Annotated in this window: 21 protein-coding genes; 11 read left to right on the top strand and 10 right to left on the bottom strand. The window is 73.5% G+C overall.

Going from position 1 to position 20027, the window contains the following annotated elements:
* Nucleotides 1-61: 61 nt before the first annotated feature.
* A complete protein-coding gene (locus ACIG36_RS05560) occupies nucleotides 62-1570 on the bottom strand; it encodes a M28 family metallopeptidase (protein WP_399922436.1) in 1509 nt (502 codons plus the stop codon).
* 234 nt (nucleotides 1571-1804) lie between these two features.
* Between ACIG36_RS05560 and ACIG36_RS05555 the strand changes: the two genes are divergently transcribed.
* The 3 genes from ACIG36_RS05555 (at nucleotide 1805) to ACIG36_RS05545 (ending at nucleotide 5237) form a co-directional block, all read left to right on the top strand.
* A complete protein-coding gene (locus ACIG36_RS05555) occupies nucleotides 1805-2452 on the top strand; it encodes a CBS domain-containing protein (protein ID WP_399923940.1) in 648 nt (215 codons plus the stop codon).
* A 124-nt stretch (nucleotides 2453-2576) separates the two neighbouring features.
* The gene (locus tag ACIG36_RS05550; RefSeq protein ID WP_399922433.1) at nucleotides 2577-3428 is read left to right on the top strand and encodes a hypothetical protein; all 852 of its coding nucleotides are present in this window, start codon (nucleotides 2577-2579) and stop codon (nucleotides 3426-3428) included.
* 141 nt (nucleotides 3429-3569) lie between these two features.
* Nucleotides 3570-5237 carry a cytochrome bc complex cytochrome b subunit gene (locus ACIG36_RS05545; RefSeq protein ID WP_399922430.1) on the top strand — a complete coding sequence of 556 codons (1668 nt, stop codon included), beginning with the start codon at nucleotides 3570-3572 and terminating at the stop codon, nucleotides 5235-5237.
* 12 nt (nucleotides 5238-5249) lie between these two features.
* Here ACIG36_RS05545 and ACIG36_RS05540 read toward each other — a convergent pair whose 3' ends face one another.
* From ACIG36_RS05540 to ACIG36_RS05525, 4 genes are all read right to left on the bottom strand, one after another.
* Nucleotides 5250-5642, bottom strand: coding sequence for a cytochrome c oxidase subunit 4 (locus tag ACIG36_RS05540; protein WP_399922427.1), 393 nt, complete (start codon nucleotides 5640-5642; stop codon nucleotides 5250-5252).
* Nucleotides 5639-7381 (bottom strand): cytochrome c oxidase subunit I, encoded by a 1743-nt coding sequence (ctaD, locus tag ACIG36_RS05535; protein ID WP_399922424.1) that lies wholly within the window; start codon nucleotides 7379-7381, stop codon nucleotides 5639-5641. The genes ACIG36_RS05540 and ctaD overlap by 4 nt, the downstream gene beginning before the upstream one ends.
* Before the next feature lie 120 nt (nucleotides 7382-7501).
* Nucleotides 7502-8959, bottom strand: a complete 1458-nt coding sequence (locus ACIG36_RS05530) for a bifunctional phosphatase PAP2/diacylglycerol kinase family protein (RefSeq protein ID WP_399922421.1) — start codon at nucleotides 8957-8959, stop codon at nucleotides 7502-7504.
* Between the two features lie 39 nt (nucleotides 8960-8998).
* Nucleotides 8999-9643, bottom strand: a complete 645-nt coding sequence (locus ACIG36_RS05525; RefSeq protein ID WP_399922418.1) for a GAF and ANTAR domain-containing protein — start codon at nucleotides 9641-9643, stop codon at nucleotides 8999-9001.
* A 64-nt stretch (nucleotides 9644-9707) separates the two neighbouring features.
* Here ACIG36_RS05525 and ACIG36_RS05520 point away from each other — a divergent pair, with 64 nt between their 5' ends.
* Nucleotides 9708-10916, top strand: coding sequence for a PAS domain-containing protein (locus tag ACIG36_RS05520; RefSeq protein ID WP_399922415.1), 1209 nt, complete (start codon nucleotides 9708-9710; stop codon nucleotides 10914-10916).
* Here ACIG36_RS05520 and ACIG36_RS05515 read toward each other — a convergent pair.
* Nucleotides 10900-11676, bottom strand: a complete 777-nt coding sequence (locus ACIG36_RS05515; RefSeq protein WP_399922412.1) for a SigB/SigF/SigG family RNA polymerase sigma factor — start codon at nucleotides 11674-11676, stop codon at nucleotides 10900-10902. The two genes, ACIG36_RS05520 and ACIG36_RS05515, sit on opposite strands and share 17 nt — an antisense overlap.
* Before the next feature lie 239 nt (nucleotides 11677-11915).
* On the bottom strand, nucleotides 11916-12335 hold the full coding sequence (locus ACIG36_RS05510) for a CBS domain-containing protein (RefSeq protein WP_399922409.1): 420 nt from the start codon (nucleotides 12333-12335) through the stop codon (nucleotides 11916-11918).
* Nucleotides 12336-12585: 250 nt separating this feature from the next.
* Here ACIG36_RS05510 and ACIG36_RS05505 point away from each other — a divergent pair, with 250 nt between their 5' ends.
* From ACIG36_RS05505 to ACIG36_RS05485, 5 genes are all read left to right on the top strand, one after another.
* Nucleotides 12586-12762 (top strand): CsbD family protein, encoded by a 177-nt coding sequence (locus ACIG36_RS05505; protein ID WP_399922406.1) that lies wholly within the window; start codon nucleotides 12586-12588, stop codon nucleotides 12760-12762.
* Nucleotides 12763-12851: 89 nt separating this feature from the next.
* Nucleotides 12852-13712: a hypothetical protein gene (locus tag ACIG36_RS05500; RefSeq protein WP_399922403.1), complete on the top strand. Its 861-nt coding sequence runs from the start codon at nucleotides 12852-12854 to the stop codon at nucleotides 13710-13712.
* A 227-nt stretch (nucleotides 13713-13939) separates the two neighbouring features.
* Entirely contained in the window at nucleotides 13940-14755 is an 816-nt protein-coding gene (locus ACIG36_RS05495; RefSeq protein WP_399922400.1) for a GvpL/GvpF family gas vesicle protein, read from the top strand.
* Nucleotides 14752-14952 (top strand): gas vesicle protein, encoded by a 201-nt coding sequence (locus ACIG36_RS05490; RefSeq protein ID WP_399922398.1) that lies wholly within the window; start codon nucleotides 14752-14754, stop codon nucleotides 14950-14952. Before ACIG36_RS05495 ends, ACIG36_RS05490 begins: the two co-directional genes overlap by 4 nt.
* A complete protein-coding gene (locus tag ACIG36_RS05485; protein ID WP_399922395.1) occupies nucleotides 14949-15215 on the top strand; it encodes a gas vesicle protein K in 267 nt (88 codons plus the stop codon). The genes ACIG36_RS05490 and ACIG36_RS05485 overlap by 4 nt, the downstream gene beginning before the upstream one ends.
* Before the next feature lie 19 nt (nucleotides 15216-15234).
* Here ACIG36_RS05485 and ACIG36_RS05480 read toward each other — a convergent pair whose 3' ends face one another.
* On the bottom strand, nucleotides 15235-15522 hold the full coding sequence (locus tag ACIG36_RS05480) for a DUF1876 domain-containing protein (protein ID WP_399922392.1): 288 nt from the start codon (nucleotides 15520-15522) through the stop codon (nucleotides 15235-15237).
* Nucleotides 15523-15689: 167 nt separating this feature from the next.
* Between ACIG36_RS05480 and ftsH the strand changes: the two genes are divergently transcribed.
* Nucleotides 15690-17627: an ATP-dependent zinc metalloprotease FtsH gene (gene ftsH, locus ACIG36_RS05475; RefSeq protein WP_399922389.1), complete on the top strand. Its 1938-nt coding sequence runs from the start codon at nucleotides 15690-15692 to the stop codon at nucleotides 17625-17627.
* Nucleotides 17624-18550: a hypothetical protein gene (locus ACIG36_RS05470; RefSeq protein WP_399922386.1), complete on the top strand. Its 927-nt coding sequence runs from the start codon at nucleotides 17624-17626 to the stop codon at nucleotides 18548-18550. The genes ftsH and ACIG36_RS05470 overlap by 4 nt, the downstream gene beginning before the upstream one ends.
* On the opposite strand, the gene ACIG36_RS05465 is transcribed toward ACIG36_RS05470, so the two are convergent.
* Nucleotides 18519-19001: a hypothetical protein gene (locus ACIG36_RS05465; RefSeq protein WP_399922383.1), complete on the bottom strand. Its 483-nt coding sequence runs from the start codon at nucleotides 18999-19001 to the stop codon at nucleotides 18519-18521. The two genes, ACIG36_RS05470 and ACIG36_RS05465, sit on opposite strands and share 32 nt — an antisense overlap.
* The gene (locus ACIG36_RS05460; RefSeq protein WP_399922380.1) at nucleotides 19001-19999 is read right to left on the bottom strand and encodes a caspase domain-containing protein; all 999 of its coding nucleotides are present in this window, start codon (nucleotides 19997-19999) and stop codon (nucleotides 19001-19003) included. Before ACIG36_RS05460 ends, ACIG36_RS05465 begins: the two co-directional genes overlap by 1 nt.
* Nucleotides 20000-20027 lie beyond the last annotated feature (28 nt).

Genomic DNA, 20027 nt, shown 5'->3' with positions numbered 1-20027 from the left:
GACCCCGGCACGCGTCCGGCCCCGCCCCCGTCGCCGGGAGCGGGGCCGGACGCGCGGTCACTCAGCCCTTGGCGGGCTCGTCGAGCGAGCGCAGGTCGTGCGCGTAGATGCCGACCGAGTGGGCGATGACGTCCACGTTGAGGTCGAAGACCTTGCGGTCGATGTTCGACAGGGTGTCGCCGGCGCCGTGGTAGTTCTTGTCGTAGGCCACGCCCGCCGTGCCGCCGAACCGGGCGGCCTGCTCCTTGGTCTTGATGCCCTCGGCACCGGTGAACGTGCCGCCCGCAGGGATGCCGGCCTTGATGAACGGACCGTAGTCGGAGCGGCCGTCGAAGTCGGTGCCCTCGTGCGGGGCGCCCTTGCGGTCCAGGAAGCCGTTGATCAGACGCTCGATCTGGGCGGAACCCTTCGGGCCCGGACCCTCGCCCTTGTTGTCCGAGTTGTCGCCGTCATAGACGAACTGCACCGGGTTGGGGGAGCCGATCATGTCGAAGTTCAGGTACAGGGCGATCTGCTTGCGCTGCTTCTCGCTCAGCTGCGCGACATAGTGCTTCGAGCCCAGCAGGCCCAGCTCCTCCGCGGACCACCAGGCGAACCGCACCTTGTTGGTGGGCTGCTGGCCGGGCTTGCGGGTCTCCTTGGCGAGCTTGAGGGCGACCTCGAGCAGGCCGGCCGAGCCGGAGCCGTTGTCGTTGATGCCCGGCCCCTCGGGGACCGAGTCCAGGTGGCTGCCGAGTGCGACGACGCGGTCGGCGTTGCCGCCCTTGGTCTCGGCGATGACGTTGCGCGTCTGCCGCTTGATCGCCTCGGTGCTCACGTCCAGCGAGACGGTCACCTCGCCCTTGGCGAGCGCGGCGGCCAGCGCCTCGCCGTCCGCCAGGGAGATGCCGCCGGCCGGGATGTGCGCGTTGGCCGGCTCCTCGACGCCGCCGTGGACCGGCGTGGTGCCCGAGTGGTTGTAGAGGATGAGGCCGGCCGCGCCCGCCTTGGCCGCGATCTCCTCCTTCTGCTGGAACGAGCAGCTGCCGCGCTTGACGAGCGCGATCCTGCCCTTGAAGTCGCCGGAGGCGTAGTCGTCGAGCCCGCAGCCGGGGGTGTCGTCCACCCGGGCGGCGGCCAGCCGGGCCTTGAGCCCGCCCTCGGGCGAGGTCTTGCTGAACTCGTAGGCGGCGACCTTGATCTCGCGCGGGTCGGGGGAGACGACGGTCAGCTTCTCGCGCAGCGTCTTGGACTCGTAGAAGTCGAAGTTCTGGTACGAGACGTCGTAACCGGCCTTCTTCAGCAGCCGGTAGACGTACTCGGTGGACGCCTTGTGGCCGGGGGTGCCGGCGGCGCGGTTGCCGCCGTTGTCGTCGGCGATGTCCTGCAGCGCCTCGAGGTGGCGGTGGGCGCTCTTGCCGGAGGACTCCTTGACCAGCTTCTTGGCGAGGCGTTCGGCCTGTCTCTGCTGGCGGTCGGAGGGCGAGGGCGTCGCGTCGGCGGGGGCGGCCGTGGCGGCGAACAGCACGGGGGTGGCAACGGCGGTCGTGACGAGAGCCGATATCGCCCGGCGGCGGAGATGCACGCGCATGACGTCCTTTCGGATCGGTGGCCACTTGTGGAGGTGGCGTGAAGTGAACGCGGTCGGACTGGACAGTAACCGAGAGGGCGCAGGTCGCGGCAGGGGTTTTGCACCTGCCGATACAAGATCGCCACAGTGCGGTCATCGGCCGGTCCCTGCGCCGGAGCCGGTTCCGGGCGCCGTAGATTTGACGCGACGTCATTCGCGGCGTCGTGAACCGTCGGCCGAAAGACGTGAGACATGTTGCAGCACAGAAGCGTCGGTGACCTGATGACCCGTTCGGTCGTCCGCGTCCAGCGCGGCACTCTCTTCACCGAGATCGTGCACGTGCTCCACGAGCACGACATCACGGCGGTCCCGGTGGTGGACGACGAGGACCGGCCGGTGGGGGTGGTCTCCGAGGCGGACCTGCTCGCGAAGGCGTCGAAGCAGCCCGACCCGCTGGACGCGCGGGCCCTGGCCAAGCACGAGGCGACCACGGCCGAGGGACTGATGACCAGCCCGGCCGTCTGCGCCCGGCCGGACTGGAGCGTGGTGGAGGCGGCGCGGGCGATGGAGGAGCACCGGGTCAAGCGGCTGCCGGTCGTGGACGGGACGGGACGGCTGGTGGGCCTCGTCAGCCGGGGCGACCTCCTGCGGGTCTTCCTGCGCACCGACCGCGCCATCCGGGAGGAGATCATCGAGGACGTCCTCGTGCGCACCCTGGGCGAGCGTCCGTCGGCCGTCGGCGTGGAGGTCAACCACGGCCAGGTCAGGCTCAGCGGCTCGGTGCGGCGCAGGAGCCAGCTGCCGGTGCTGCTGCAGCTGTGCCGGAGCGTGGACGGCGTGGTGAGCGTCGAGGAGCACCTGGAGGCGGAGACCGACGACACCGGCCCGTCGGGCACGCCCTGATCCACCGGCGCCACAGGGTCCGACCGGACCCGGGCTCAGGATTCGACACCGGACCAGGCCCTGCGCACGATGGAAGAGGGAAGCAGGGGGGACACTCCCGACGACCGGCGGGGGCCGAAGCCCCATGAACTACGCCATCAGACATCCCAGGGGAAAGGCCGTTCCCGGCGGCGGCCCGCGGTTCGTCCGCATCCGGCGCCGGCTCGTCCACGGCGCCGACACCGCCGGGCGGCTCCTGCGGAGGATACGGGTACGCCTCGCCGCCCGTACCAGGGTGGCCCCCGCCCGGCGCTGGACGCGCAAGTGGTCGGCGGCGACCAATCTGCAGCGCCTTTCCTTCCTCTGCGTCCCGGTCGTCGCGGCCTGGGTCGGGTCGGCGGTCTACGCGATCGTCAGCCAGGACAAGTCCGGGCTCGAGCGGTGGTGCGAGAAGTCGAGCACCGGCTGCACCATCACCTATGGATTCCTGGCCCCCTTCCTGAGCCTGGGCCTGGCGACATGCCTCTTCCTGGCCGTGCAGTACCTCTCGGTGCGGCGTCCGCTGAGCAGGGCCGCCCGGAAGAACCCGCGCAGCCTCGTGCCGACGGCCGGACCGACGACGCAGGAGCTGGAGACCCGCCTGGAGCACACCAGCCGGTCCGTGCTGCCGCCCTGCCTGGTCAAGGACCGCAAGCCCCTGCACCCCGGGCGGACCGTGGGCATGGCCGAGGACGCCCCGCCCGGCAGCGCCTGCCTGCGCGACTGCCCCTTCCAGCTGTGCCCCTACCCCGCCATGGGCGAGCAGCCGCGGGCCGAACTGCGGGAGACGTTCTGCAGACAGCAACAGGCACTGCTGCGCCCGTACCGCCCGCTGGGGTTCCTCAACCCGCTGTCCTGGCTGCGGCGCAGGAAGGCGCCGTGGCAGGGCATGACCGGTGACGAACTCCGGCGCTTCTGGGAGGACATGGCCGTCCGCTCGCGGACCCCCTCCTGCTGACGTGCCACCGTGTCCCCCGGGCGTCCGCCAGGAGGGTGACAGCCGCCCCGTGAGCAAGCCGGATACGGCGGTGGCGAGCACGCCCGTGTTGGACTCCCTGCGATGACCCGGTGGAACTCGGCTCGGCAGGGAGCGTGGTCAATGCTGTTCCGGGAGCGCAGGGAGCGGGCCGGACGGAAGGCCCGAGCGGCGGCCGAGGCCGGATTCCGGGCGCTGGACCGGCGCTTCCCGGCGGCCGAGGCGGCCGGGGCCCTGCTGCGCAAGGCCTTCCCCGACCACTGGTCCTACCTGCTCGGGGAGCTCGCCCTCTACAGCCTGGTGGTGCTCGTCCTCACCGGCTGCTACCTGGTGCTGTTCTTCGACGCGAGCATGGTCGAGACCGTCTACCACGGATCGTACGAGCCGCTGCGGGGCCTGCGGATGACGCAGGCGTACGCCTCCACGCTGGACATCAGCTTCGACGTGCGCGGCGGACTGCTCATCCGCCAGGTGCACCACTGGGCGGCGCTGGTCTTCGTCGCCGCCGTCGGCGTCCATATGCTGCGGATCTTCTTCACCGGCGCCTTCCGCAGGCCCCGCGAGCTGAACTGGGCCGTCGGCGTGACGCTCTTCCTCCTCGCCCTGTTCGAGGGCTTCTGCGGCTACTCGCTGCCCGACGACCTGCTCTCGGGCACCGGACTGCGTACCGCCCACAGCATCGTGATGTCCGTCCCCGTCGTCGGCACCTATCTGAGCTTCTTCATCTGGAACGGACCGTTCCCCGGGACGGACCTCATCCCCCGCCTCTACATCGTGCACGTGATGTTCGTCCCCGGCGTCCTGCTCGCGCTCGTCGCCCTGCACCTTTTCCTGGTGGTCTACCTCAAGCACACCCACTGGAGCGCCCGGGGGCGGACCAACCGCAACGCGGTGGGCATGCCGATGTTCCCGCAGTTCACCACGAAGTCCGCGGGCCTGTTCATGATGGTCTTCGGCGCGCTCACCGCCCTGGCGGGCCTCGCCCAGATCAACCCGGTGTGGAACTACGGCCCCTACCGTGCCGACCAGGTCGCCACCGGGGCCCAGCCGGACTGGTACGTGGGCTTCCTCGAGGGCGCCCTGCGCCTGATGCCGGCCTGGGAGAACGTCGTCGCCGGGCACACCCTGATGTGGAGCGTCCTGCTGCCCACGGTGGTGCTGCCGGGCCTGTTGTTCATGCTGTTGTACGCCTACCCGCTGTTCGAGAAGTGGGTGACGGGCGACGCCACGGAGCACCACCTGTGCGACCGGCCCCGCGACCGGCCCACCCGGACGGGACTGGGCGTGGCCGCCGTCGTCTTCTACGGCCTCCTGCTGCTGGCCGGCGGCAACGACGTCATCGCCTTCACCTTCCGGCTGTCGGTCAACGGCCTGACCTGGGTGCTGCGGGTCCTGGTCGTGCTCGGCCCGGTGCTGGCCTTCCTGGTCACCAAGCGGCTGTGCCTGGCCCTGCAGGCGCGCGACCGGCGGCGGCTGACCGAGGGGGAGGAGAGCGGCGAGGTCGGGCAGGACGCCTCCGGCGGCCTCGGCGAGGGCCATCAGCCGCTGACCGCGGGCGAGGGCTACCGGCTGATGGTCCGCGAGGTCCCCAGGCCGCTGCCGGCCCAGGAGGGCCCGGCCACCCGCCGCTACCGGCTGCGGGCGGCCCTGAGCTCCTGGTACTACCGCGACCGGGTGGAGATGCCCGCCACGGCCGAGCAGCGCGAGCAGATCGCCGGCCGGCTCGCCGGGCCCGCCACCGAGGCGGAGCCCGTCACCGGCGCGGAGGCGGCCACGAAGGCGGAGGAGTGAGCACGGGCCGCCTCACCCCTCCCGTTCGGCGAACTCGAAGACCATCCCCAGCACACCGGCCAGCAGCACGCCCACCCCGCCCAGGAACAGCCACAGCCCGTACACCACCCCCACGGCCATCAGCGCGAACCCGGCAGCGGCGAGCACCGGGTAGGCGCTGCTCGGCGGGAAGAAGTCCAGCGGCCCCGCCCGGTCCGCCACCACCGAGTCGGGGCGGTCCTCCGGCCGCGCGCCCCGGCGGCGGTAGTTCATGGCGCAGAAGAACGACACCAGCGAGGCCATGCCGAAGGCCACCGTCAGGGCCGCCGTCCCGGCCGGCTCCAGGTCCGACCACCAGGCGTAGCCGGCGTCGGTGACGAGGAAGAAGCCGGCGACGCCGGCGAACAGCAGCGCCTCGGTCCTCATGACAGGCCCTCCTCGTGGGGGTCGGGGGTGGGCCGTCGCCGCTCCCGGCCGGGCAGCGGGCGTGGTGCGGCCTCGGGGTGGTGCAGGTCGAAGGCGGGGGAGTCGGACCGCACCTGGGGCAGGGCGACGAAGTTGTGGCGGGGCGGCGGGCAGGACGTCGCCCACTCCAGCGACCGGCCGAAGCCCCAGGGGTCGTCGGTGTCCACCGTCGGCGCCTGGCGCGCGGTGAGCCACACGTTGTACAGGAACGGCAGGGTGGACAGCCCGAGCAGGAACGAGCCGATGGAGGAAACGGTGTTCAGCAGGGTGAAGCCGTCGGCGGCCAGGTAGTCGGCGTAGCGCCGCGGCATGCCGCTCTCGCCCAGCCAGTGCTGGACGAGGAAGGTGATCTGGAAGCCCGCGAACAGGGTGAAGAAGTGCACCTTGCCCAGCCGCTCGTCCAGCATGCGTCCGGTCCACTTGGGCCACCAGAAGTAGAAGCCGCCGAACATCGCGAAGACGACGGTGCCGAACAGCACATAGTGCAGGTGGGCGACGACGAAGTAGGTGTCGGTGACGTGGAAGTCCAGCGGCGGGGAGGCGATCAGCACCCCGCTGAGGCCGCCCAGCAGGAAGGTGACGAGGAATCCGGTGGCCCACAGCATCGGGGTCTCGAACGAGAGGCTGCCCTTCCACATCGTGCCGATCCAGTTGAAGAACTTCACCCCCGTGGGGACGGCGATCAGGAAGGACAGCAGCGAGAAGAAGGGCAGCAGCACCCCGCCGGTGGCGAACATGTGATGGGCCCAGACGCTGGCCGACAGCATCGTGATGGCGATGGTCGCGCCGATCATCCCGAAGTAGCCGAAGAGGGGCTTGCGGCTGAAGACGGGGACGATCTCGGTGATGACGCCGAAGAACGGCAGGGCGACGATGTAGACCTCGGGATGGCCGAAGAACCAGAACAGGTGCTGCCACAGCAGAGCCCCGCCGTTGGCCGCGTCGAAGATGTGGGCGTTGAACTTGCGGTCCGCCTCCAGCGCCAGCAGCGCCGCCGTCAGCACCGGGAAGGCGAGCAGGGCGAGGATGGAGGTGAAGAGGATGTTCCAGGTGAAGATGGGCATCCGGAACATCGTCATCCCCGGGGCGCGCAGGGTCACGATGGTGGCGATGAAGTTCACCGACCCCAAGGTGGTGCTCACCCCCGCGACCACCAGCCCCATCGCCCACAGGTCACCGCCGGCGCCGGGCGTGCGGACCGCGCTGTTCAGGGGCGCGTAGGCGAACCAGCCGAACGAGGCGGCGCCGTCGGGGGTGAGGAATCCGCCGACCACGGTGAGGCCGCCGAAGAGGAACAGCCAGTACGACAGGGCGTTCAGACGCGGGAAGGCCACGTCGGGGGCGCCGATCTGCAGCGGCATGACGGCGTTGGCGAAGCCCGCGAACATGGGCGTGGCGAACAGCAGCATCATCACGGTGCCGTGGATGGTGACCAGCTGGTTGTACTGGTCGGCGCTGACGATCTGCAGGCCCGGCCGGGCCAGTTCGGCGCGCATCACCATCGCCAGCAGACCGCCCAGCAGGAAGAAGCCGAAGGCGGTCACCATGTACATGTTGCCGATGACCTTGTGATCGGTGGTCGTCAGATAGTTCAGCAGCCTGTTGCCCGGCGTGAGCGGACGGTCGTGCGCGCGCCCGGCCGTCCGCGCCTGGCCGCGTCGGTCCGCCCGCTGGTCCGCCTGCTGGTCCGCCTGCGGCATGCGCCTCTCCCTCGCCGTCGGGTTCACGGCGCGATCGCCGGTTCGCCCGCGTTGTTCTTCCCCCTCGGGCACCGGGTGCCGCAGCGCTGCCGCCGGATGGAGTACCGGGGCGGCCGCCGGCTACGGAATGCGGGAGCGGTAGACGACCAGCGCCGCGTCCTCCTTCTCCAGCACCAGCGCGCGCGGCGCCGGGGCCACCTCCCCGTCGTAGGCCAGGTGGGTGCCCGGCGGGATGCCCTCCACCGACAGCCGCCGCACCCGCGCCGCCTTGAGCACCGGGGAATGCCGCAACGCCCCCGACAGGGCCGCCGCCAGCAGACGGGTACGGGCCAGCCGGCCGCCCAGCAGCATCCGCACGTCCAGCACCCCGTCCGCGAGGTCCTCGCGGCGCACCGGGGCCGCCACCGGCCCCCGGTAGGCGCAGTTGCCGGCGAACAGCGCCCACAGCCACCGCTCGCGCCCGTCGATCCGCAGCCGGACCGGACGCGCGGTGCGCAGCACGTGCACGGCGGCCACCATCCCGGCGGGCCAGGCGCCGATCCGCGGGGCCCACCGCTCGCGCACCCGCACCAGGTCCGGATAGGCCCCGATGCTGAAGGTGTTGAGGAAGCGGCCCCCGCCGAAGCGCACCAGGTCCACGGCCACCGCCTCGCCGGCCTCGACGGCACGGGCGGTGTCGGCGACGGACCCGATGCCCAGGTCCTGCGCGAAGTGGTTGTACGTGCCGCCCGGCAGCACCGCCAGCGGCACCCCGTGCCGGACGGCCGCGGCCGCCGCCGCGTTGACGGTGCCGTCCCCGCCGAAGCAGCCCAGCGCGCCGCCCAGCGCGGCGGCGCGCGCGGCGGCCGTCTCCAGCGCGGCGGACAGCGGCTCGTCGGGGCCGCGGTCCCGCACCTCGGTGTCCGGCAGCTCCGCGCGGATGCGCGGCACCGGATCGGCGGCGGCCGGAACACGCGGCCCCGAGCCGGTGTTGGCGACGACGACCAGGCCCCGCCCGCCGGGCAGGGCCGGCGCCGTCGCCCGCGGCCGGGCCGCGGGCACGGGACGGTACCGGGCCGGGGCCAGCCCGCGGACGGCGTAGGCCGCGCCCACCCCCAGCAGCGCGCCCGCCAGCACGTCCCCCGGATAGTGCACCCCGGTGTAGACGCGGGAGAAGCACACGGACACCGCGAGCGGGGCCAGGGCCAGGCCCCAGGCCGGGTTCTCCAGCGCCACGCCCGTGGCGAAGGCCGCGGCCGAGGCCGAATGGCCGGAGGGGAAGGAGGTGGTCAGCGGCTGGCGGGCCAGCCGCCGGATGACGGGCACCGCGTCCAGCACCGGCCGGACGCGCCGCACCGACCGCTTGCCCAGGGTGTTCACCGTCGCCGAGGCGACCGCCAGCGACGCCATCCCGCGCAGCGCGGCGCGCCGCGCGGGCCGCCCGCCCAGCAGGGCGGCGCCCGTGGCCACACCGAACCACAGCATCCCGTGGTCGGCCCCGCGCGACAGCCTCGGCAGCACCCGGTCACCCCCCGGCCAGTGACGCGTGGCCACCAGCTGGAAGAGGTGCCGGTCCCAGGAGCTCAGCTCGGTCCGCATGCGCGACGGGTACCCGCGTGGGCGGCGCGCAAGCGGCCGTCAGCCCGTCCGTCCGGTCCGCGGCAGCACCGCACCCCGGGTCGCGACGACCGCACGGGCCAGATCGGCCAGCTTGCGGTTGGTGTGCTGCGAGGCGCGGCGCAGCACCGCGAACGCGGCGTCGGCGTCGCAGCCCATCAGGTGCATCAGGATGCCGCAGGCCTGGTCGACCACCGGGCGCGAGCGCAGCGCCGTGTCCAGCTCGTCGACGGTGGCCAGGACCTGGCGGTAGCGGCGGTCCCGCACGATCGAGTCGGCGAGCAGCCCGCCCAGGAGCACCGGCGGCCCCTGCGCGGCCCCCTCCAGCCCGCCGGGCCGCAGATGGTAGAGGGTGACCGTCACCTCGACGCCGTCGCGGTGGAAGGGGAACGTGGCGCTGGCCCGGATGCCCGTGTCCAGCGCGCTGGCCCGGTAGCCCGGCCACCGGCTGTCGTGCAGCAGGTCGCCGGCGTGCACCGGTGTCCCGGTGCGCAGGGCCGTGGGGATCGGTCCGTCGTCGTCCCGCAGTTGCACCCGGACCAGTTCCGCCAGATCGGGGTGGGTGGCCGCGGTGGGCGGCTCGGCAGTGCCGTCCCAGACCGTGGTGGTGGCGCCGCAACTGCCCGGCACCAGCCGGGGGAGCAGCTCGTTGAGCATGCCTTCCATGAGGGGCGCCTGCCCGGCGGAGGGCCGGGGAAACGGCAGGGGCGCGGGGCACTATGGTGACGTCATGGCCGTGGGTGACCGGGACGAACTCGGCGAGGAGTTACGGGACTTCAGGGACCGGGTCAGGGAGCTGGAAGGCCTGCGCGGCCTGCCCCCGGACCGGCAGCCGCCGGTGCTGGAGGCCGCCCTGATCGAACTGCGCTACGCGGCCGACGCGCTGTGGCCGCACTACGAGGACCTGGCGCGCCGCACCGGAGCGGGCGCCGGTACCGCCCGCCGCGAGGAGCAACTGCTGCGCGCGCTCTTCCAGCGGCTGCCCCTGCCCGTCGCCCTGCTCGACCACGACGGCACGGTACGCCGGCTCAACCAGGAGGCCGCGCGCCTGCTCGGGGTCGGCGCGGGCTACGCCGCCGGCCGCTCCCTCGCGTCCTTCCTCCAGCCGCCCGACCGGGCGGCCCTGCGCACCCAGACGGCGGCCGTCGCCCGCGGGGACGGCGACCGCGGCACCACGGTGCGACTGCTGACGGCGGACCACGGCGAGGGCGGGCGGTGGCAGCTGACGCTGGTCGCGCTGCGCCCGCCGGGGGAGACGCGCAACGCCGTCCTGGCCGTCTTCCAGGCCCCCGGCCACCACGGCCCGGTACCCCCACCGCCCCGGGCCGGCGCCGGGGCGGCCGGTGACACGGGCGACCGGCTGTCGGCGGCCATGCGGGAGGCGATGCTGCTGGACATGGCCGACGAGGCCACGACCGCCCTGCTGACGGCCCGTTCCGGCAGCCCGACGGAGGTCCTGGAGGCGCTCGCCGGGGCGCTGCGGGGGACGGCCGCCGACTGGGCGGTCGCCGATCTGGTGGAGGACTCCGGAACCCTGCGCCGCTGTGTGGTGGCGGCGCCCGAGGGGGCCCGCCGCGACGGCACGGCCGCCGCCGTCCGGGCCCAGGACCCGGCCGGGTGCCCGGTGGTCGTCGAGGCCGCGGCGGGAGGCGTGGTCACCGTCCAGGTACGGCCCGAGGACGCCGGCCGCTTCGGCCGGGACGCCGAGGGCAACACGCTGATCAGCCGGGCCGGGGTGGTCTCGCTCGTCTGCCTGCCGGTGCGGCGCGGGGCCGGCTCGCCGGAATCCCGGGTGGCCGCGGTGCTGACGCTCCTGCGCACCGGAGCGGGGGGCGCGGGCGGGCGCGGGCCGTTCTCCATGTCGGAGGCGGGTGTGCTGGAACGCGTCGCCCGGCACACGGGTCTGGTGCTCGGCGGGCGGCTCAGGCGTCCGCGGTGACCTCCTCGCGCAGCCGTGCGCAGCAGCGGCTGAGCAGGCGGGAGACGTGCATCTGGGACACGCCCATGACGTCGGCGATCTGCCGCTGCGTCATGTCGCGGAAGAAGCGCAGGTAGAGGATCTCCCGCTCGCGGCGGGGCAGCTCCCGCAGCCGCGGGCCGACCGCCACCCGGTCCACCACCAGGTCGAGCCCCGGGTCCGGGCCGCCCAGCGAGTCGGCCGGCGCCCGGCCGTCGCCGCCACGGGACTCGGCGTCCAGCGAGAGCGTGGAGTAGCTGTCCATGGCCGCCAGGCCGGTGCGCACCTCCTCCTCGGTGAGCGCGGCCCGCTCGGCGATCTCGGCGACCGTCGGTCCCCGGCCGTCCAGGGACTGCGGCAGCTCGTTGCGGGCGCGGCGGACGCGGTTGCGCAGGTCCTGCACCCGGCGGGGCACGTGCACGCCCCACATGTGGTCGCGGAAGTGCCGCTTGATCTCACCGACGACGGTGGGCACGGCGAAGCCGGCGAAGGCCGTCCCGCGGTCGGGATCGTAGCGGTGCACGGCCTTGACCAGGCCCAGGGCGGCCACCTGGTGCAGGTCCTCGGCGGACTCGCCGCGGTTGCGGAACTGCGTGGCCAGACGGTCGGCCATCGGCAGCCAGGCGGTGACGACCCGCCGGCACAGCTCGTCCCGCTCGGGCCCGCGGGGGAGGCGGGAGATGCGGCGGAACGCGTCCGCGGTGTCGGGGGCGTCGTCGTGGGGATGGGGGGATTGGCGCATGGCAGTGACACGTCTCCTCGGGGGATCGGGGTCTCCCGGGCCGGCGGTCGCCGCGCACGGATGCCGGGGCGGCGCCGCGCGGCCAGGGCAGGTCGGTCCTGCTGTCGCGGCGTGCCTCCGGTCCGAAGCACAAGAGTGCGAATGCCCCGCCCCCGGCCGCCCAAACTCCGCCCCGCACGGCCGGTGCTCATGACGGTGCGCCCGCCGGCCGGCGGGCGCACCGGGGGTCACCGCGGGGCTCAGACGTCGGGCTCCGCGCGGCTGATGTCGGACAGCGCCGAGCCGGGATCCCGCTCACGGGCGAGGTCCCCCAGGCTCACCAGGCCCACGGGCCGCCCGTCCGCCACCACCGGCAGCCGTCGCACGGCGTGCCGCCGCATCAGGGCGGCGGCCTGCCCGGCCGGTTCGTCCGGGCCGATCACGACCGGGTCCGGCGTGCACACGGAACCGGCGCTCAGCGAGAGCGGGTCCGCCCCGTCCGCGACCGCGCGGACGGTGATGTCCCGGTCCGTGATCACACCCACCACCGTGTCGCCGCTCGCCACCACGACGTCGCCGATGTCCTGGTCCCGCATCAGCTGCGCGACCTCGGCCAGCGACGCCTCCGGCCACACCGTGACGACGCCGGCGGTCATCACGTCCTTGACCAGCTGTGCCATCGTTGCTCGCACCTCCTCCTGGGGTCCGGTCCGCACCGGGTACCCCGGGCCGCCGCACCGACACCGGCCCGCGCCCCGCCCCGCTCACCCAGCCGGGACGGCCCGTCACCTTGAGTGCGCCGGCCGGCGACGACGTGCGCGGACGCGACGGGGGCGGGAGACTGGTGACCGAGGGGGAAACCGTCATGGGGGTGACAGGAGCATCTCTTTCACTCTGCGAAATCCTCTCTTCGAAAGGCAGTGCTGAGGCATGGGTGCCAAGGACAAGGCCAAGGCGAAGGCCGAGCAGGCCAAGGGCCGGCTCAAGGAGACGACGGGCAAGGTCACCGGTGACCGGCGGATGGAGGCCGAGGGCCGCGTCGAGAAGACCAAGGGGCATCTCCATGACGCGGTGGAGAAGGCCCGCAGGAACGTCAAGAGGAAGTAGCACCGGCAGCCACGCGCGAACGGTACGGCAGCGGCCCGCTCACCAGGCCGCTGCCGTACGCTGTGCGGCACCCGCGGACGGGAAATCCCATGGACCTGGAAAGCGCCGCCGGTGAACTCTTCCGGCTGCGGCCGGAGGAATTCACCGCGGCCCGCGACCGGCTGGTGTCCGAGGCCCGCCGCGCGGGCGACGCCGAGCTGGCCCGGCGCCTGAAGGCGCTGCGTCGCCCCACCCTGGCGGCCTGGGTGAGCAATCTCCTGGTACGGGAGCGGCCGGAGGAGGCCCAGGCGCTGATCGGCCTCGGCCAGGGCCTGCGCGACGCCCACCGCGATCTCGACGGCGGGCAGTTGCGCGAGCTGAGCCGCCGGCGGCGGGCCCTGGTGGCCTCGATGTCCGAGCAGGCCCGCCGGCTCGCCGGGGCGGCGGGGCACCTGGTGAGCGACGACGTGCGGCGGGAGGTCGAGGAGACCCTGCACGCGGTCCTGGCGGACGAGGACGCGGCCACGGAATGGGCCACGGGGCGGCTGACCAGGCCACTGGCCCCCGTGACCGGTTTCCCGGGCGTTTTTCCCGATGCGGCCGACCGCCTCGCGGCCCCGCCCGCCCCCTCCCCGGCCGCCCGCGAGCGCGGCACCCCGGCACGCGTCACCGACCTGGCCGCCGAGCGCGAACGCCGCCGGGCGCGGGAGGCCGAGAAGCAGGCGCGCGTCCACGAGGAGGAGGCCCGGCGGGCCCGCCGCGAGGCGGAGCGGACGGAACAGGCCGAGGAGGCGGCCCGGCGGCGGCTGGACCAGCTGACCGCCGAACTCGGCAAGGCCGAGGAACGCCGGAGTGCCGCCGAGGAGCGCGTCCGCGAGGTCCAAGGGCGCGTCCGGGAGGCCGAACGCGCCTGGCGCGCGGCCCGCCGCGCGGCCGAGGCGGCCGCCGCGGAAGCCGACCGCCGCGGCTGACCGGCGGCGTTTTCCGGGGGACATCCGCAATTCTTCTTCCCGGCAATGGGTTTGGAACCCTGCAATTGCGGTAGGCGGAACAACAAGGCACCCCGGAAAGGGGACCGGCCCGGCGCGAGTGCGGCTCCGCGCTTTCCTTCACGCGTGCGCGGAAATGAATTGCTCGCCGAGAACACCGAGTCGAAGGAACGCGTCGCCGAACCGGCGGAACGGCAGGAGTGATCCCGGTGCACGAGAAGGAACCGCGTTATCTGTACGCCTACGCCGTCACCCGGGAATCCGACACCGTGGACCGGGCCCTGCGGAACGTGACGGGCGTCGCCGGCGAACCCGTGTCCGTCGTACGGCACCTGGGCCTGATGGCCCTGACCGGGCCGGTACCGGCGGCCGACCACGAGGAACGGGCGCTGGCCGCCCGCCTGGAGGACCTGGAGTGGCTGGAGACGACCGCCCGTGCCCACCAGAGGGTCGTCGCCGCGGCCGCCGAGGCGGCCCCTTGCGTCCTGCCGCTGCGCCTGGCCACGGTCTTCCGCGACGAGAGAGGCGTACGCGCGATGCTGGACGACCGGCTCGACAGCCTCCGCGCGGCCCTGGACCGGCTCGACGGCCGCACCGAGTGGGGCGTCAAGGTCTACGCCCACGAGCCGGCCCCGGCCCCCACCGGCACACCCCGCGCGGCGGCCGTGTCCGGTCGTGACTACCTGCGCCGCCGCGCGGCCGAACGGCACACGGCACAGCAGGAGACGCGGCGGGTGGACGCGACCGCGCGCGGCATCCACACCGCGCTCGCCGTCCTCGCGCAGGAGACCCGCCTCCACCCACCCCAGAACCCCCGACTCTCCCGCCACCCGGACCGCAACGTCCTCAACGCCGCCTACCTCGTGCGACGCGAGGACGCCCCGTCCTTCACCTCGGCCGTCGCCGGACTCGCCGAGCTCGCCCCCGGTGACGGCATGCGCGTGGAACTGACCGGACCGTGGGCCCCCTACTCCTTCGCCGGTCAGGACGACACCGCCCAGGACGCCGGCCCGGAGCCGTCATGAACGGCGAGGTCCCGCTCCCGGCGGCGCGGGGCACCCTCGTCGACCTGCTCGACCGGCTGCTCGCGGGCGGCGTCGTCGTCACCGGCGACATTGTCCTGCGGATCGCCGACGTCGACCTCGTCCGCGTCGACCTGCACGCGATCATCAGCTCGGTGGCCGCCGGGCCCCCCGCACCCACGAAGGAGCCGCAGGCGTGACCGCGCGCGTGGAACTGGACCAGGACACCGTCGAGCGGGACCTCGCCCGGCTGGTGCTGACCGTCGTGGAACTGCTGCGGCAGCTGATGGAGCGGCAGGCGCTGCGCCGCGTCGAGCTGGGCGACCTCACCGAGGAGCAGGAGGAACGGATCGGCCTGACCCTCATGGCGCTCGCGGACCGCATGGAGGACCTGTGCGCCCGCCACGGCCTGCGCCCCGAGGACCTCAACCTCGACCTCGGACCGCTCGGCACACTCCTGTGACCGCGCTCCTACTGGCCGCCTACAGCGACCACCCGTACGGCGTCGACGTCCGCGGCTCCGGCCCGGCGCCCCTGGCCTCCACGTCGTGCTCCGCGGTCTGCAGGAGCCGGTCGCCGAGGTCACGCAGGGCACGGCCCGCCGCGAACTCGTCGCCGATCTCCGGCACGTCCCGGTCGCCGGGCGCGCACCGCGCGGTGCCCGTGCCGGTGAAGGCGGCGGCCCCGGTGTCCAGCTCCACCCGTGCCGTGGTTCTCCCGCCGTCCTCGGAAAGGTGAACCCGGACGTTCCACTCGGTTGTGTGCGTCATGGCGCGCTCCTCACCGATCGGTCGTGCTCATCTCCATTGAATACCTGTGCGCCACGGGCGGCCGGGTGCGACTGTTGAGGTGAGGCGAATCGGCCACCGACCGTACGATCGGTGACCCATAGCGACGAACCGGTGACCGACTCGGCCCCAGGAAGTGGGGAACGGCCGTGATCACACGCATCCGACTGCCGCACCGGCACCTCACACCGCCCGCCCGGCCCAAGCCGCCGGGCGAACCGTCCCGGCCGCCGTCCGGCCCCACGCCGCCGCCCGCCTGGCGCCGGTGGGTCCTGCCCGCCGTACTGGCCATGTTCGTGCTCGTCCTGCTGCTGGCACGCGGGATGTCCGCGAAAGCGCCCGACCGCTTCTCCTACAGCGACTTCGTCGGCAAGGTGGGGGCCGGCCAGGTGCAGACCGTCGACATCAGCGACAAGGGCCTGGTCAGCGGCACCCTCAAGAACGGCACCAAGTTCACCACCAGCATCCCGACGGCCCTGGGCGACACCGGCCTCGAGCAGCAGCTGCGGGACCGGCAGGTCCAGATCACCGCCTCCCAGAGCACCGCCAGCGTCTGGCCCTCGCTCCTGGTGGCGTTCCTGCCCCTGCTGCTCCTGATCGGCTTCTTCCTGTGGGGCGCCCGCCGCGCGGCCGGCTCCCTGACCGGCGGCGTCAGCGCCATCGGCAGGTCCCGGGCCAAGATCATCGAGGCCGAGCGGCCCACCACCGGCTTCCCCGACATCGCCGGCTACGACGGGGTCAAGCAGGAGGTCAGCGAGGTCGTCGACTTCCTGCGCAACCCCGACCGCTACGCCCGCGCGGGCGCCAAGGGGCCACGCGGCGTCATCATGGTCGGGCCGCCCGGCACCGGCAAGACGCTCTTCGCCCGCGCCGTGGCCGGCGAGGCGGACGCGCCGTTCCTGTCGGTGACCGGCTCCGGCTTCGTCGAGATGTTCGTCGGCGTCGGCGCCTCCCGGGTCCGCGACCTCTTCGACGAGGCCCGCAAGCGCGCCCCCTCGATCATCTTCATCGACGGGATCGACGCCGTCGGCGGCAGGCGCGGCGGCGGCACCCGGCTCGGCGGCAACGACGAGCGTGAGCAGACGCTCAACCAGCTCCTCGCCGAGATGGACGGCTTCGACCAGAGCAGCGGCATCGTCGTCCTCGCCGCGACCAACCGGCCCGACGCCCTCGACCCCGCCCTCCTGCGCCCCGGCCGCTTCGACCGCCAGGTCACCATCCCCCTGCCCAACCAGGCCGAACGCGCCGCCATCCTCGCCGTCCACGCCCGCGGCAAGACCCTCGCCCCGGACGTCGTGCTGGACAACGTCGCCCGCGCCACGCCCGGCTTCTCCGGCGCCGACCTGGCCAACCTCGTCAACGAGGCCGCCATCAACGCCGTCCGCGAGGACCGCGCCACCCTCACCGCCCAGGACCTGGACGCGGCCAGGGACCGCGTCCTGCTCGGGCGGCGCGAGACGTCCAACGCCCTGCTGCCCGACGAACGCCGCTCCGTCGCGGTGCACGAGTCCGGGCACGCCCTCGTCGCCGCCCTGTGCGAACACGCCGACCCCGTCGCCAAGGTCACCATCCTGCCCGCCGGCGTGTCCCTCGGCGTCACCGAGCAACTGCCCGAGGCCGAGCGGCACCTGTACACCGAGGCCTACCTCACCGACCTGCTCGCCGTCCGGCTGGGCGGCCGCGCGGCGGAACTGACCGTCTTCGGCCAGGGCTCCACCGGCGCCGCCAACGACCTGGCCGGCGCCACCGTGATCGCCACCCGCATGGTCCGGGAGTTCGGCCTCTCGCCGGCGCTGGGCCCGGTCGGCTACGCCGCCTCGGTCCAGCAGTTCCTGGGCGAGGGCGGCGAGGACCTGACCCGGCAGCCGTACTCCGAGCGCACCCAGCGCATCGTCGACCAGGAGGTCTCCCGGCTCGTGCGCACCGCCGAGGAACGCGCCCTGGCCCTGCTGCGCGAGCACCGGCCGGCCCTCGACCGGCTCGCGGAGCTGCTGGTGGTGCGGGAGACGGTCGACGGGGCGGTGGTGCTGGAGGTACTGCGCCAGGAGGATCCGCCGGACGGTGAAGGGGGAACACTGACCGGGTGAAGTGGCGACTGCGCAGGTTCGTACGGGAGACCGGACTGCTACTGGCGATCATCACCTTCATCGTGCTGTGCATGGGGTACCTGGGCGGCGAGCGGGCTCTCCAGGCGGCGCTCGGCGGGGTGCCGGGCGGGATCCTCGCGTTCGCCCTCGTCCTCAGCGCGGGGAGCGGCCTGCGGTGGTGGCTGCGCTACCCGCGACTCCGGCGGACGCTGGACTGCGCCGAGCACATCGGCCGGATCACCGCCTCGCCCCTGCCCTACTGCCTGCTGCTGCGGACCTTCGGCGGCGACGGCAGCGTCCTGCTGCCCACCCGCCCCTGGGCGGGCCTGTGGTCGCCCGCACTGACCATCGAACAGGTGATCGCGCGGGCGTTGGGGCGTGAGCGTGCCAGGAGGACCTGCACCCTGGTCGACGCGGGGGTGCGCCACTCGCCCCCCGGGCCGGTGTACCTGCGGGCCTCGAACGACGACTGGGAAGGACACATCGCCACGCTCATGGACCACGCCGACCGCATCGTCGTGCTCCTCGCCCCGGGACGCGAGATGCGCCGGTCGCTCGACTGGGAGATCGACGAGATCCGCAGGAGGGGGCTCCAGGACCGCGTCACGATCGTCCTGCCGCCCTGCGGCCGGAAGCGGAAGTACTACGCCTCCCACCGGCTGGCGCGCCGAGAGGCCGAGCGGATCGTGGCGAAGCTGGGGCTCGCCTTCCCCGAGCCGCCGCCGGACGTGCGGGAGCTCACCCGCCGGGCGGTATCCATCCGGGTCCTGGCGGGGCGGGACGAGAACAACCGCCCGGCACACGGGCTGGCGGTGGGCTCGGTGGAGCTCGGCGGACGCCGGATCATCGGCGCCGCCGTCTACGACCGGGTCCTCGCCTGGGAGCCGCGGCTCAACGCCGCCGCGCCCCCGGCGGCCAGATGACGTGGACCTCGACGCCGCACTCCCTGGCGTACGCGACGACGTCCGCCGTGCCGCCCAGGCCGGCGGCGCCGTTGCCGTCCCAGACGGCCAGCAGCAGGTCGCAGCGGTCGACGACCTCCTGCCCGGCCGCCATGTAGGCGTCCTCGCCCGGCGCGTCGAAGGGCAGCGTCACCGTCTCGGTGGCCAGCCGCAGCAGCGCGGACCAGCTCTCGCGCGCCCGGTCCGAGGCGAAGCTCGTCGCGTAGCCCTCGCTGGGCAGGACCGCGTGCAGCCGGCCCCCGGCGGCCAGTACCGCGAACGCGAACAGCTGGTCCGCGCCCTCGGCGAGGCAGCTCAGCCCCACCAGCTCCTCCTCGCCCGGCACCCGGGCGATCCGCTCGGCCACCGCACGTGCCACGGCACGGTGGGTGCCGGGCGTCAGATTCTGGTGGCCGGTGCATCCGACGCGCATCACAGCACCCCTTTCTTGGCAAGGTTCCAGAAATAGCGTCCCAGCGGGGTCAGATAGACCTCGCCGCTTTCCATGGCCACCCAGTAGTGGTCCCGGCGGCCGTCCGTGGTGACGAGGTTGGCGTTGCGCAACCGGCCCAGGTAGTCGAACTGCTGCTGCTCGGGCGTGCCGAGGTGACCCGGCGGCAGCGGACGGCCCTCGCCCTCGTGGGCCGGGCTCAGCCGCAGTCTGCTGCCGGGCAGCGGGAAGTGCTCCGGCAGCCGGCGCAGCAGCCCCCGGTCGATCCACGGCGGCCCGACGCGCAGGATCACCGGATCGGTGAGATGCGTCTTGAGTACCGGCCGCTGCTGCCAGGCGTCGAAAGCCGCGCTGACGTGGCCGTAGAGGCTCAGCGCGGTGATGTTGCCGAGGTGGTCGGTGGCTCCGCCGTCGAGGCCGTCCAGCAGGATCCGGGTGAACGCCCCGTGCCCGTCGGCCTCCGCCGAGACCTCCGTCGCCCGGCTGGAGGCCATCACGGTGACGTTCTCCCGCAGCAGGCTCTTGCTCAGCCGGAAGTTCTCGGCGACGGCCGCCGCCTGCTGGCCGGGGACGTTGCCCAACGCGCCGCTGAAGCAGCAGTCGAGCAGCAGGGTGACGCTGCGCGCGGGCGAGTCGTTGGCGAGGGTGATCAGGTCGTTCATGGATACCCCCGGGCTGTGCTCGGTCGCGTCCTGGGTCACCAGGTCCGCCCCCCAGGGCGTCTGGGCACCGTGGCCGGCGAAGAAGAACAGCAGGTCGGTGTCGCGGGCGTTGGCGAACAGCTGGTTCAGGGCGCGGCGCAGGTTGTTGCGGGTGACGCCCTGGGGGCCGACGCCGGTCATCAGCTGCGTGTCCCAGTTGCGGTCGCCGTTGGCGTGCCGGGACAGCAGATCGGTGAGCGCCACGGCGTCCCTGACGCAGCCGTTCAATGACCCGAGGGTCGGATAGTCGTCGATCCCGACCAGAATGGCTCGCTTCACGCCGGCCCCCCGCTGACACGGTCCGAAG

It is taken from the genome of Streptomyces sp. NPDC053048, assembly GCF_044547045.1.
In the GTDB taxonomy this organism is placed as follows: Bacteria; Actinomycetota; Actinomycetes; order Streptomycetales; family Streptomycetaceae; genus Streptomyces.
This window is presented reverse-complemented; position numbering and strand designations above follow the sequence as displayed.